The sequence below is a fragment of the Steroidobacter cummioxidans genome (assembly GCF_003104955.1).
The window spans coordinates 74,547-87,791 of the sequence record NZ_LSRW01000005.1 but is presented as its reverse complement, the minus strand read 5'-3'; the positions used below and the strand labels follow the sequence as shown (position 1 = coordinate 87,791).

The 13,245-nt window shown below is 62.6% G+C and carries 8 protein-coding genes, 1 pseudogene and 3 riboswitches; of the genes and pseudogenes, 6 read left to right on the top strand and 3 right to left on the bottom strand.

The features are described from left to right. The first annotated feature begins 34 nt into the window (after positions 1 to 34). Positions 35 to 416 (top strand): annotated as a pseudogene (locus tag D0550_RS36760) (VOC family protein). A 30-nt stretch (positions 417 to 446) separates the two neighbouring features. Further along, positions 447 to 716: a hypothetical protein gene (locus tag D0550_RS34580; RefSeq protein ID WP_153067027.1), complete on the top strand. Its 270-nt coding sequence runs from the start codon at positions 447 to 449 to the stop codon at positions 714 to 716. Between the two features lie 125 nt (positions 717 to 841). Here D0550_RS34580 and D0550_RS04115 read toward each other — a convergent pair whose 3' ends face one another. The 3 genes from D0550_RS04115 to D0550_RS04105 all read right to left on the bottom strand — a co-directional run bounded on the left by D0550_RS04115 (position 842) and on the right by D0550_RS04105 (position 5,177). Then, a complete protein-coding gene (locus D0550_RS04115) occupies positions 842 to 1,498 on the bottom strand; it encodes a cytochrome b/b6 domain-containing protein (RefSeq protein ID WP_206606079.1) in 657 nt (218 codons plus the stop codon). A gap of 88 nt (positions 1,499 to 1,586) precedes the next feature. Then, on the bottom strand, positions 1,587 to 2,993 hold the full coding sequence (locus tag D0550_RS04110) for an MATE family efflux transporter (RefSeq protein ID WP_206606078.1): 1,407 nt from the start codon (positions 2,991 to 2,993) through the stop codon (positions 1,587 to 1,589). A 132-nt stretch (positions 2,994 to 3,125) separates the two neighbouring features. After that, a complete protein-coding gene (locus tag D0550_RS04105; RefSeq protein WP_116807838.1) occupies positions 3,126 to 5,177 on the bottom strand; it encodes an energy transducer TonB in 2,052 nt (683 codons plus the stop codon). A 450-nt stretch (positions 5,178 to 5,627) separates the two neighbouring features. Between D0550_RS04105 and D0550_RS04095 the strand changes: the two genes are divergently transcribed. From D0550_RS04095 to D0550_RS04080, 4 genes are all read left to right on the top strand, one after another. After that, positions 5,628 to 7,679: a S9 family peptidase gene (locus tag D0550_RS04095; protein WP_116807836.1), complete on the top strand. Its 2,052-nt coding sequence runs from the start codon at positions 5,628 to 5,630 to the stop codon at positions 7,677 to 7,679. Next, on the top strand, positions 7,676 to 8,110 hold the full coding sequence (locus D0550_RS04090) for a response regulator (RefSeq protein WP_116807835.1): 435 nt from the start codon (positions 7,676 to 7,678) through the stop codon (positions 8,108 to 8,110). The genes D0550_RS04095 and D0550_RS04090 overlap by 4 nt, the downstream gene beginning before the upstream one ends. Positions 8,111 to 8,264: 154 nt before the next feature. Then, positions 8,265 to 10,880 carry an HD domain-containing phosphohydrolase gene (locus D0550_RS04085; RefSeq protein WP_116807834.1) on the top strand — a complete coding sequence of 872 codons (2,616 nt, stop codon included), beginning with the start codon at positions 8,265 to 8,267 and terminating at the stop codon, positions 10,878 to 10,880. A gap of 188 nt (positions 10,881 to 11,068) precedes the next feature. Then, a riboswitch (cyclic di-GMP riboswitch) is annotated at positions 11,069 to 11,170 on the top strand. 181 nt (positions 11,171 to 11,351) lie between these two features. Further along, positions 11,352 to 12,521 (top strand): fibronectin type III domain-containing protein, encoded by a 1,170-nt coding sequence (locus D0550_RS04080; protein ID WP_116807833.1) that lies wholly within the window; start codon positions 11,352 to 11,354, stop codon positions 12,519 to 12,521. 338 nt (positions 12,522 to 12,859) lie between these two features. Further along, positions 12,860 to 12,943, top strand: a riboswitch (cyclic di-GMP riboswitch). A gap of 153 nt (positions 12,944 to 13,096) precedes the next feature. Beyond that, positions 13,097 to 13,200, top strand: a riboswitch (cyclic di-GMP riboswitch). The last annotated feature ends 45 nt before the right edge of the window (positions 13,201 to 13,245 follow it).

Genomic DNA, 13,245 nt, shown 5'->3' with positions numbered 1-13,245 from the left:
TTCTGCTATCGTGCGCGCCGTTGAGGGGAGCTACATGCATCGCAGCCGACTCGCTGGGTTCATCATCGATTGCAAGACCGACGATCTCGAACAAGCCGCGCAATTCTGGTCCGCCGCGCTCGGCTATGAGCTGCGGCCCAAACACGAAGAGTCCAGTCCCCTGTACCGTTGCATGCTCACCGATGAGCTCGGCTTGCACGTCGAGGTTCCAGGCGGTGCAGCACGACAGTCGCCTGCACCTGGATATCGAGACCGATGACATCGAGGCGGAAGCCAAACGGCTGGAGGCGCTCGGCGCCAAGCGCATCCAGAAGGTGCATACTTGGCTCGTCATGGAAGCACCTACAGGCCAGCGATTCTGTATAGTCCGGCCACAGAACAAGAACTTCGCGAACACCGCGAACCAGTGGAAATAAGGCCAGCGACGGGTCAATCCGTATTAGGGGATGAAAAGTTTGCTGTTGTCGGTGGATCCATTTCGTCGTGTGGTGCGTTACACCGCCCGCGAGGGATCACACCGTCTGGGAGGATATGTGATGTTTAGAATGACCAAGCCCGATTCATTGCCGATGCGTCCGCGAGTGACCCCCGATCCAGAGCGTGCCGCCGAGTTGCAGCGCCGTATCGATGCGTTGCAATACCGGCCCGAAACGGGGTTCCATCGCGACCGCCTGCAGGGGAAGACCGAGAGACCGGCGCTGCGGCTGGTGAAGTAAAAACCAAAACCCGCAGATCAGGGACAGAAGGGCGATCGACGGAAGTCGATCGCCCTTATTATTTGTATGTTAGGAGCCGTCACGGACGTGACGGCGACCGTATTCAACTGCAACCACCAGCTGAATCAGTTGACGACCCACCACACCACGCCGCTAGCCAGCGCGATGCCGGGCAGAATGCGCCAGGCCGGGACCGGCTGCATCGGGCGCACGCGCACGTTGCGGCGATGACCGGTGAGCATGGCAACGATCAGGTTGTCCTTCTTCACCAGCAGATAAAACAAAATGGCGGCGATGTGCAGCCCGACGAAGGTGAGGATCACGTTGAACACCACCTCGTGAATGTCGGACAGCGTGCGGCTGGTGGCGAAGCTCACCAGGTGCGACAGCGGGCCGGATTCGATGCCGTCCACGTCGCTTACAAACAAACCGATCGCCACCTGCGTGAGCATCAACGCGAGCATCACGGCGACGCTCCAGCCGCCGAGTGGATTGTGGCCGGCATCGCGATGTGCTTCGCGTGACTCACGCATGTAGGCAATGATGCCACTCGGGCCGCGCAGGAAGTGTGAGAAGCGCGCGCTCGAGCTGCCTGCGAAGCCCCAATAGATACGAAACACCAGCAGGCCCAGCAGCGCGTAGCCGCTGTAGAGATGCCAATCCATCATGTTCTTTTCTGCGGTCCACCACGACAAGGTGATACAGAAAACAAACAACCAGTGCGTCAGCCGCACCGGCCAGTCCCAGACGCGAATGGCTGTGTCGTTGGAAATCTCGTTCACCGCGTATACCCAAAGAGCTCCCGATCGGATGCACCATAGCATCGCATGAAATTCTGCGGGGTTAAGTGACCGTCAGCTGACCGCGCTGTCAGCGAAGACGGATTTTTTCCCACGCGCTCGAGCGCCAGCGGACCAGCAGCGTCGTGGAGATCAGAATGATGTAGATGAGCGCCGCCAGCCAGCCGCCGAGCGCGCCCAGGCCGAACTGCGGCAAGCCATCGATCCAGCCGCCACCCGGATTGAACGACAGCATGTGCGCCAGGGGCACGAACACCAGCCAGGACAGCACCAGCACGCAGAGCGCCGGCACCGTCGCGTCACCCGCGCCGCGCAGGCTGAACGAGCAGGCGAAGTTCAGGCCATCGAACAGCTGATAGGCCGCTGCCACCCACATCAATGTGGTGCCGAGCTGGATCACCGCCAGCGCCTGCGGATCGTTGTGGGCGACGAACGTCGGAATCAGCCAGGGCGCGGTGAGTCCGAGCAACAGGCCGACGGTGCCCATATAGGTCATGCACATCACGACGATGCTGTTGCCGATGCGGCGAGCCCAGCCGCGGTCGCCCATGCCGATGGATTGACCCACCAGCGTGGTGCCCGCCATCGCGATGCCGATCGCCGGCATGAATGAAATCGAGGTGAGCATCATGACGACCTGAGTCGCGGCGCCGTCCACCGTGCCCAGATGCACTTGCATGAGCTGAAACATCGCGAAGCCGAGCACGTCGGCCGCGATCAACATTCCCATCGGCAGGCCGAGCTTCCACTGCGAGGCGATCTTATCGACGCGCGGCCGCCACAGCAGTCGCGAATGAAACACGCGGTGCATGCGCGGGCCGATGAAAATGCTCAAGCCCACCAGCAAGCCCAGCGCCTGCGCGCAGTTCGTGGCCCAGGCCGCGCCGGCGATGCCCCAGCCGAGCTGGAAAATAAACAACTGCGCAAAGCAGGCGTTGCTGATGCAGACCAGCGCGTCGACCATGAAAGAGATCTTCGGCCGACCGATGCCGTTGAAGAACCCGAGGATGCCCCACAGTGCCACGCCCAATGGCGCGCCAAACATGCGCGGCTGCCAGAACTGCACAGCCAATGCTTGCACGTCGGGCGGCAGGCCGAACGGATCGAGCAGGGAATTGCCATTCACCGCGATGAGCCAGAACAAAGGCGTGACCAGCAGCGCCGCCCACATCGAAATCCAGCCCGCTTGCGAGGCGCGCTTGAACCGTCGCCCGCCGAAGGCTTGTGCCACCAATGTTTGTCCGGCGAGCCCGACGCCACCAAACAATGCGATACAGGCAATCACCGGCCAGTGAATCGCGGCGATGGCGGCGAGCGCGCTGGTGGAGATGCGTCCGACGAACCACGTGTCCGTGAGATTCAGAATCGCTTGAATGGCGCTATTCGCCGCGAACGGCACGGCGAGCGCGATGATGGCCCGCACATCCACATGTGCACGACCCGACGCGTCCAGCCGTTGCGCGGGCAAGGACGTCATCGGAGCGGTCGGTTTGGGGAGGGCAGTGTCCATGGCCGGCAGAAAAGAGGACGCGCAGCGTAGCGTCTGGCCGGCCAATAAAAAAGGCGGCCCGAGCGGGCCGCCTTGGTTGCGTCTACGTTGCGTGCAGCGTTAGTTCTGAGCCTGCTGCGAGAACTTCAGGCGCACCATGGCGCGCTGCTCGACTCGCGTGCCGTTGCGCTCGACCGGCTCGAAGCGCCACTGACGCACGGCGCGGATCGCGGCGTCGTCGAATACATCGGCGGGGCTGGCGTTGCGCACTTCGACCTGATCGACCGAGCCGTTGGTCTGCACCGTGAAGGCCAATTCCACCCAACCTTCGATACCGCGCTTGCGAGCCGAATCCGGATACGAAGGCGACACCATGCGCACGCGCTTCAACGAAGCGGCGGACACGATGTTGGTCTGCTGCTGGTTCGCATCGCGAGCCGAGGTGAGATCCGCTTCAGCCTGCGCGATGGCCGGGCCGTTGAAGCGCTGACCAACGTCCTTCGCTGCGGCGATCAGCTGTGACGAGCGCTCGAACGCTTTCGCATTCATCGCCTGACGACCGGAGTCGAGCAGACGGGTCGAGAGCGTGCGCGACAGCTCGTCCACTTCCGGACGATTCGGCGCGGCAGTGCGCAGGCCGGCCAGCAGATCGCGAGCGCTGTCGCCCGGCGGATCGATCAGCCTGCCTTCGCTGATGCGCTGACGAACGTCGGCGATCATCGCGTCGACGTTCGGGCCTGCGCCCGCTGCGGCACCCGGTGCGTTGGTTGCCGGGCGGCGAGCACCAGCCGCTTGCGCCGGAGTACCCGTCGCCGTGTTCGGAGCAGCGCCCGTAGCAGCGGTGCGAGTCGCTTCAGCGAGCGAACGTTCGACGGCGGCGAGCGCGCTGCCCGCCGAACCCATCTGACGCGCGGCTTGCACAAATGTAGTGGCCGCTTCGATGTTACCGCCCGAGAGTGACTTGCGAGCCTCTTCAGTCAGCTGCGCGCTGAATTCACGAATCGTGGCTACCACCGTCGGATCGGTCGGATCCAGTCGGCGCGCTTCGAGCAATGCATCTTTCGCACTGGCATTGGTCGGCGTCAGCAAACGGCCGTTGGCCATGCGATCGTTCGCTGTGTTGAGCAGCGAGCGCACGCGATTGCCGACTTCCTGAGCCAGCGTCAGTTTCAAACGTTCGCGCTCGCGCGCGACCTGTGTATCCAGGAACGCCAGACGCGGATGGGTCGAATCGATGTCACGCGCGGTTTCGATCGTGCGGATGGCTTCTTCCAAACGTTCGGCCAGCAGCGAGGCCTCGGCGCGTTCCAGGATCTTGTCGACGACCGAGCGAATACCGGCCTTGGCTTCCTGGCTGTTCGGATCCAGCGCCAGTGCGCTTCGATACAGATCCAGCGCGCTTTCGCCCTGCGGCTCGATGAACTTGTTCTGATTGAACGCGTCCCTGGCGAGCGCCAGCTCGGCTTTGACCGGATCCGGGCGTTCCGGCACGCCACCCGGCTCCTGCGCGCCGGGCGCGGCGGGGGCTTTCACGGCGGGAGGGACCTCGGGGTCACCGGTAAAGCGGCTGACACCGAACCAGATACCGCCGATGACGACCAGCAGGCCTGCGGCGAGCGCGCCATAGGTCATCACGTAATTTTTGCTGCCACCTTCGCCTGCGGCACCGCCGGTGCTCAGGCGCTGGCCAGCGGCCGACAGGTCCAGATGCTGTTTGACCGCCGCTTCCAGCGCGAGGCGCGTCTGGCCATGTGACAACGGGGTGAGCAGGAATCGGAAGATCCGGCCGGCGGCGGTAAGCTGCATCAGCGATGAGCTGTCCTCGCGCTTGCCCGCAACCACCACGACCAGCTCAGGGAAATGCTGAGTCAACTGCGCAACCATGGAGGCCACGTCGGCGGTGCTCGCGGTATCCGCGACCAGCACGCCCGGCTTCAGGTTGGAAAGTTTCTCCGCAACATGGTCCAGGTCCGGCGCAAACGCGACGGAAACGCCGCGGGGCGCGGCCTTTTTGACCGTTTCTACCAGGTTGGCGTCACGGCTCAGGACCAGAATGGGCGGCGACGCGCCTTCTTCCAGCTGCCGCAGGGCTTGTGAATCGTCGATCTCCAAGTTGACCTCGTCCTGAGTATTTCCGTGTCCTGAGGAACGACCGTGTTGCGCGTTGGCCATAGACCCCTCCGGGGGTTTTGCTTATCGCGTAATACTACTTATGCAAGATGGAACAGCTGAGAACTGTATCTGGCTTTTCTGGCTGGCTCGCGTGAACTGCCGCGCAAAATTGGCACGCGCCGTTCAGGAAATGTCCCTGCGTGAATTCCTCTCCTGCCTGCCCTCTGTAGACGCCCGCCAGCCGTTTGATGTCGATACGATGCCCGCTGATCCGGCCGGTCGGGTGGCGGGCGTGATCCTACCCCTTTGTCAGCCGCATGCCACCGGTAAAGTTGTTGGCAAGTGGCTACGCGGCGCTCGTTGGGGCGCGAATAGGGGATTGGATGAGGATTGGATGAGGACCACAGTTGCCACGCCGCCTCCGGCGCTGCACGATCCGTTCAGTTAACCGAGTTTTTGTTCAGCCATTTTTTCGTACCAGCACTCGTGTCCAAACCGCCGTTAGCATCGATGCGATCACATCGCGTCGCCTCTCCCAATGGCGCGCGCGACGACGTTTATTACTGGCTTCGCGACGACACGCGCAGCGACCCGGACGTGCTGAGCTATCTGCAGGCGGAGAATCAATACACCGAGGCCATGCTGGCCCCGGCGCAGCCGCTCATCGCTCAGCTCTACGCTGAAATCGTCGCTCGCCTGAAACAGGATGATTCGACCGTGCCGGTGCGTTATCACGGTTACTGGTACGCGATCCGTTATGCGACCGGTCAGGAATATCCCATCGTGGTGCGTTGGGCCGACACGCCCAAGAGCGCACCGCCCGCAGAAGAGGTGGTATTGCTCGATGGCAATGCGCTCGCCTCGGGACAGTCGTTCTTTCAATTGGGCGGTTATGAGATCAGCCCGGACAACCGGCTGCTGGCCTACACCGAGGACACGATCGGGCGCCGGCAGTACCGGCTGCGGGTCAAAGATCTGGTGACCGGCACGTTATTGCCGGACGTGATCGAGAACGTCGACGCCGGCGTCGCCTGGGCCGAGGACAATCGCACGTTGTTATATGTGGAAAAAGATCCAGTGACGCTGCTCGGCCGGCGCATTCGCCGGCATCGTCTCGGCGACACCGGCGAGGACGCGCTCGTCTACGAAGAGCCCGACGAAAGCTTCGATCTCACTGTCGAGCGCAGCAAGTCGGAGCGCTATCTGCTGATCGCTTCGGAGAGCACCACTTCATCGGAGTGGCGCTACACGCGCGTCGACGATCTGAGCTTCGATTTCCAAGTGGTCGTGCCGCGCGAGGAGGATCACGAATATCAGCTCGATCATCTGGAAGAGCGCTTCCTGATTCGTACCAACTGGCACGCGCTGAATTTCCGCATCGTCGAGGTCCCGGTCGCACAGGCGGAGGATCGCGAGCAGTGGCGCGATGTGATCGCGCACGATCCGGAAGTATTCATTCAGGACTTCGAGTTGTTCCGCACGTTCGTCGCGGTCAGCGAGCGCTCGCGCGGCTTGATGAACATTCGTGTGCAGCGCTGGGGCGACGCGCCGTTTCATCTGACCGCGGACGATCCCGCTTACACCATGGCGCTCAGCTCCAATCCCGAGCTCGACACCACGCGGCTGCGTTACGTTTATACGTCGCTCACCACACCCGGCACCACGTATGAATACGATCTTGCCGACGGCTCGCGCGCCGTGTTGAAACGTGAGCCGGTGCTCGGCGATTTCGATCCAGCCAACTACGTCAGCGAGTTCGTCTGGGCGCCCGCGCGCGATGGCGAGCGCATTCCAGTCTCGATCGTGTATCGCAAAGGCACGCCGCTGAACGGCACCGCGCCGTTGTATCAATACGGCTACGGCTCGTACGGACTGAGCATGGAGCCGGCGTTCAGCTCGTCGCGGCTATCATTGCTGGATCGCGGCTTTGTCTATGCGATGGCGCATATCCGCGGCGGCCAGGAGCTGGGCCGGCGCTGGTACGACGCCGGTCGTCTGGAACAGAAGTGGAACACCTTCAACGATTTTGTCGATGTCACCGATCATCTGGTGGCGCGAGGTTACTGTGCTCGCGATAAAGTTTTCGCAGCCGGCGGCAGTGCCGGCGGTCTGCTGATGGGCGTGATCGCCAACGTAGCCGCCGATCGTTACGCCGCGCTGGTCGCGCACGTGCCGTTCGTCGACATCGTCACCACCATGCTCGACACCAGCATTCCCTTGACCACGCTCGAATACGACGAGTGGGGCAATCCGAACGAAGCCGCTGCCTACGCCTATATGCTTTCTTATTCGCCTTACGACAACATCCGCCACCAGCCGTATCCAGCCATGCTGGTCACCACCGGACTATGGGATAGTCAGGTGCAGTACTACGAGCCCGCCAAATGGGTCGCCAAGCTGCGACGGCACAATACGGGCGCTCGCCCGTTGTTGTTACACGTTAATCTGGAGGCTGGCCACGGCGGCAAGTCGGGGAGATATGAGCACATGCGCGAAGTGGCGCGAGAGTACGGATTCGTGATCGCACTGGCTGAAGGTGCGAGCATTGGGGAGATGTCGTGAGTCACACCGGGTACATTCTGCTCGCGGATGACAATCCCACGGATGCGGAGCTGACGATCCGCGCGCTGGAGATCGGCGGCGTCTCCCAACAGGTGGTGTGGGTGCAGGACGGCGAGGCGGCCCTTCATTATGTATTCCGGCAGGGCGTGTACGCGCAGCGTGCCTCGGGCAATCCAAAACTGATGCTGCTCGACCTGCACATGCCGAAGATCGACGGTCTGGATGTGCTGGCACAGATCAAGGCCGATCCCAAGACGCGCTCGACGCCCGTCGTGATCATGTCGTCCTCGGACCAGGAATCGGACATGGCGCGCAGCTACAAGGCGCATGCCAACAGCTACATCGTGAAGCCGGTGGACTTCAAGCAATTCACCGATCAGGTCTCGCTGCTCGGCCAGTACTGGACGCGCATCAACCGCGCTGGCCCCTGAACCGGATCGAGCAGACGCAGAATGTGCTCTGCGTCTCCCTTTGTTATTCAGAGTTCCCCCTAATCGTGCCAAGCGCCGCCGGCGCTTGGCATACTTCGGTGGCTCCGCAGGGACTGTTATTTAGGGTGGCGCGCTCGCGCCGGGAGACTTCGGCATGGGTGTCATCCTGATCGCATTCGAGCGCGAGTCAGAGCAAAGCGCGCTCGAGACATTGCTGTCGGGTCGCGGTCATCGGGTTCTGAAATCCTCGAACGGACTCGCGGCGCTGGACGCTGCGCGGCGCGAGCCGCCGCAGGCCATCGTTTCCGACATCGTCCTGCCACGCATGGACGGCTTCGCTCTATGCCGCAAATGGAAGCAGGACGAGCGCCTGCAGAGCATCCCGTTCCTGTTCTACACGCGTCGCCACGACGATCCGAAGTACGAGCGCTTTGCCTTGGAGCTGGGCGCCGAGCGCTTTCTGGCGCGCTCGACGGCGCCGGAGAAACTGCTCACCGCGCTCGATGAGTTGCTGCCGCCCGGCCATGCGAACGGCGCGCGCGCCAACGGTAATGGCAACGCAGCGCATGGCAACGGCACGAGCGGCAACACCCGTCCGATGAACATGCTCGACACGGCGGCCATGCAGCGCTTCGCCGTGCTCGAAAAGAATCAAGCCGAGGCGCTCGAAAAAGCGCAGGCCGCGCAACGTCAGCAAGCCGCTCAAGCGGAAGCGCTCGAGAAGGCGCAACGCGTGCAGACTGCGCAAGCTGAAGCGCTGGAGCGTGCTCAACGCGCACAGGCCGCGCAAACTGACGCCCTGGAGAAGGCGCAACGCGCGCAAGCCGAAGCAGTCGAACGCGCCGAGCGTTTGCAAGCTGAAGCCCAATACAATGCACAACAAGCGCAGGCTCAGGCCGAGGCCATGGAGCGCGCGGTGCAAACTCATTCGCGGTTACGCTCGCAGATCAGTGAGCTCGAAGCGAGCAATCAGCGGCTGGCCGCTGGCGAAGCGCGTTTCCGCCGCGTGTTCGAAAACAATCCGCAGCCGCTGTGGATTGCCGATCACGCGACCGGCGGCTTCATCGCCGTCAACGACGCGGCGTTGGCGATGTACGGCTATTCGCGCGCCGAATTCCTGGCCTTGAAAGCGTCGGCTTTGACGATGCCGGGCGCTGATGTGCGCGACCCGCTGATCAGCGCGCACCAGCGCAAGAATGGCGGCGCGCTCTCCTTATCTATCTCCTCGCAGCAGATCGAGTTCGACGGTCGCAATGCCGATCTGGTCGCCGCGTTCGATCTCACGCAGCGAGTGGAGAACGAACGAACGCTGCAGGAACAAGCGAAGGCCGGCAACGTGCTACTCGATGCCGCGGCCGACGGCTCGTGGCTGTTGGGGAGCGACGGTCAGATCCAGGACGTCAACGCGACCTACTGCCGCATGTCGGGCTACAGCAAGGAAGAGCTGTTGCGTATGAATGCCGCCGACATCGAGGATCCCACGTCCGGCGAGACCACGATGCGACTGCAGCTGGGTCGAGTCCGTGGTGGTGGTCGTTACGAGACCAAGCATCGTCGCAAGGACGGCACGTTGTTCGACGTCGAGGTGAGCGTCGGTCTGCTGGAGAACACGCGCGGCGACAGCATCGTGCTGATCCGCGATATCGCGCAGCGTCGTCGCGAGCTCATCGCGAACCGCCTGGCGCAGCGTCAGTCCGAGTTCCTGGTCGAGCTGTTCAAACAGGCCGACTCGTTCGATGAGTCCGCCATCGTGCGACGGGTGATCGAGCAGGCACTGGAAGTGGCCCGCAGCCCGCTGGGCTATTTGTATTTCGTCGATAACGCGCAGAAGACCATGACACTGGCTGCCTGGCGCGATGCCAGCCGGCCGCAGGTGGTGATGTCCGATGCGGAGCCGCAGCCGATTGGCCGCGCGATGATGCTCAGTGAATGCGTGCGAGGTAAGCATGCGACCTGGACCAACGATATCGCCCGCAAGCCGCAGAGCGATGGCCTGCCGGACCTCACGCGCTTTCTGGCCGTGCCCATGCTGTCCGGTGACGAAGTCGTCGCGGTGCTCGGCGTTGGCAATCGGGATACGAACTACGGCGACGAAGAGCAGCGCGCGCTCGCGGCGTTGGCTGATGGCGTCTGGCGCGTTTTGCACTCGAAGCGAGCGCATGCGGTGACGCTGAGTGCGCTTCAACGCACCGATGTGGCGCTTCAAGGCATGATCGATTCATTCGTGCGCATGAGCGAGCGGCACGATCCGTACACCGCGGGTTCGTCGCGTCGCCTGGCTGCGTTAGCGGTCGCGATCGGTCGCGAAGCGGGTCTCGATGGCGAGCGCCAGCACGGCTTGCGAGTTGCCGCTCTGTTACACGACGTCGGCAACATCGCCGTGCCGGCGTCCATTCTCAGCAAGCCCGCACCGCTGACTGAGGCCGAGCTCGCGCTGATGCGCACTCACGTCGAAGAAGGTTGCCAGCTGCTTGCGGATATCGATCTGGGCGCGCCCGTCGCCGACATCATTTATCAGTCGCACGAGCGGTACGACGGCAGCGGTTATCCGCGCGGCGTGAAGGGCGAGGAGATCATGCTCGAAGCCCGCATCCTCGCGATCGCCGATACGGTGGAAGCGATGTGCTCGCCGCGTCCGTACCGGCCGGCTGCGGGCATGGATGCCGCGATCGAAGAGATCAACCGGAGTGCCGGAAAACTTTACGATGAGCACCTGGTGGCCGCCTGCACGCGGCTGGTACGACAGCACGGCTTCACGCTGCCGGAATAACAAATATCTCGAAAAAAATAGAGTTTGCTGCGGCCTGCGCATCAGGTTTTGGATGCGCCTTCACTAAGCGTCGCCATTAAGAGTCGCTGAAAGTGCCTGGCTGCCGCTTGCAGGTTTTTCCTGAAACGCGTTTTTGGGGGGGTTGGGCCCCGATATGTCACATTGGCCGTTTCCAGCACAATATGGGCCGTCTGTAAGGGCAAAGCCGTTCGAAAGACGGTGACGCAAAGCCTCCGGTCCTCTGGTGCCACTGTTCCAGCAGTCGCGCCAAAGATAGCGGGGTTGCCGTTACAACCCGACCTGATCAGGTTGTCTCGTGAAGTTTTTCGGCCTGCCGCCCGCGCACTTTAGCGCCGGCCCAGCAAAGCCAGCTTCCCTTGCCAGACACAGGTGCTCGTGCACGACACGCTATCAATCCGTGTCGTGGGCGCGAGCTGGCATCGGAACACAGTGCTTTGCTGGGAGCTGCTCATGCGCGTTTCTTCGTCTTTCGCCGCGATCGCGGCGTTGGCTTCGTTTGCGGGTCTCGCATCCGCCCAGACTGTCAATCGGCCACCGACCATCAGCGGCACGCCGCCGGCGGTCATCAAGGCCAACACCTCGTACAACTTTCTGCCGAGCGCAGCCGATCCGGAAGGCCGCCCGCTGAAGTTCACGCTCGTGAACAAGCCGGGCTGGATGGTGCTGGCACCGAACAGCGGCCGGCTCATGGGTTACCCGAAGTCGCCCGGCGTCTATAACAATATCATCCTGCGCGTCACCGACGGCGTGAACACGGTATCGCTGCCGGCCTTCTCGGTGACGGTGAACACCACCGGCACGATTGCCAATCGCGCGCCGACGATCAGCGGCACGCCGGCGACGACCGCGACGGTCGGTACTGCCTATAGTTTCCAGCCCTCTGCCAACGATCCCGACGGCAACACGCTCGGCTACACCATCACCAATCGTCCGAGCTGGGCGACCTTCAACACTTCGACCGGTCGTCTCAGCGGCACACCGACCGCAACCGGTACCTTCAGCAACATCCAGATTCGTGTGAGCGATGGCACGGCAACGACTTCGCTGCCGGCGTTCTCGATCAACGTCACGAACAGCACGAATCGCGCGCCGGTCATCAGCGGCACGCCGGCTCGCTCGGTCAACGCGGGCAGCGCCTATAGCTTCCGTCCGACCGCGAGCGATCCGGATGGCAACACGCTGACCTACTCGATCGCGAATCGTCCGAGCTGGGCCACGTTCAACACCAGCACCGGTCAGCTGTCCGGCACGCCGAGCGCCTCGCAGGTCGGCACGTACAACAACATCACGATCAGCGTGAGCGACGGTCGTGCGACCACTTCGTTGGCGGCCTTCTCGATCAGCGTGGTCGATGTGTCGAATGGCGGCGCGACGCTGAGCTGGACTCCGCCGACCACCAACACCGACGGCAGCTCGCTGGGCAACCTGGCCGGTTACCGCATTTCGTACGGCACCAGCGCCAGTGCGATGACGCAGACGATCCAGGTGGCGAACGCGGGCATCACGCGCTACACCATCAGCAATCTCTCGCCGGGCACCTACTACTTCTCGGTGCGTGCTTACACCAGCAACGGCTCGGAGAGCGCGAACTCGAACGTCTCGTCGAAGGTCGTGCGGTAACAAGCACTGCTGGCTCGATAGTGCAGCGGCGGCTGGAGCGATCCAGCCGCCGCTTTGTTTTTCGGCATTGTTAAATGTTTGCGCGCATGCACAGCAGCAGTGCGCGCAGCACGTTGCACTCGCGTCTGAATTCTGGCGCGGTTATGTGAATTAGCGGTGACATTTCCACCGCCGCGCTGTCGGTCACTACCGACAATTGCAAAAACAAAATCCCTACGATTAACTCCGCTCCGACCACGAAGTTTTGTTCAATCGATTTCGTCGAATCGCACCGGCTCTACTGGACGCGGCCTTCACGGCGGCGAGAGTGGGTGAGGGACGCGAACCGAACGAACAACGCTTCACCAGGGCATAACCGTCGAAAGACGGCGACGCAAAGCCTCCGGTCCTACAGCGATGCTGGGGATAGCGGGGTTGCCGGCCAGCTCTTCAGCGTCACCGAGCTTGCCGTCATCCTTCCTATTCTTTTGCTGCTGTTCGACCAGGCCTTGCGGCCCTGGGGTCGACTGACCACAGTTAAGTCGAAAGGGACCTCGGTCGCTTTCGACCAGATAATAAAGTCTGGGAGCAGCAGAAAGTGATATCGGCAAACCCGTCGAAAGGCGGGGACGCAAAGCCTCCGGTCTACTGGAACACTGCGTGTGATGCGCAGCGCTCCTACGACAGCGGGGTTGCCACCGACGCCACCGTCGCGACGTTCGCAAGGCCCCTTGCGAGCGCGTGC

Coding starts and splice junctions, on each gene's coding strand:
- D0550_RS34580 (WP_153067027.1), top strand. CDS start 447: ATGAAAAGTTTGCTGTTGTCGGTGGATCCATTTCGTCGTGTGGTGCGT.
- D0550_RS04085 (WP_116807834.1), top strand. CDS start 8,265: ATGGGTGTCATCCTGATCGCATTCGAGCGCGAGTCAGAGCAAAGCGCG.
- D0550_RS04110 (WP_206606078.1), bottom strand. CDS start 2,993: ATGACGTCCTTGCCCGCGCAACGGCTGGACGCGTCGGGTCGTGCACAT.
- D0550_RS04095 (WP_116807836.1), top strand. CDS start 5,628: ATGCGATCACATCGCGTCGCCTCTCCCAATGGCGCGCGCGACGACGTT.
- D0550_RS04105 (WP_116807838.1), bottom strand. CDS start 5,177: ATGGCCAACGCGCAACACGGTCGTTCCTCAGGACACGGAAATACTCAG.
- D0550_RS04080 (WP_116807833.1), top strand. CDS start 11,352: ATGCGCGTTTCTTCGTCTTTCGCCGCGATCGCGGCGTTGGCTTCGTTT.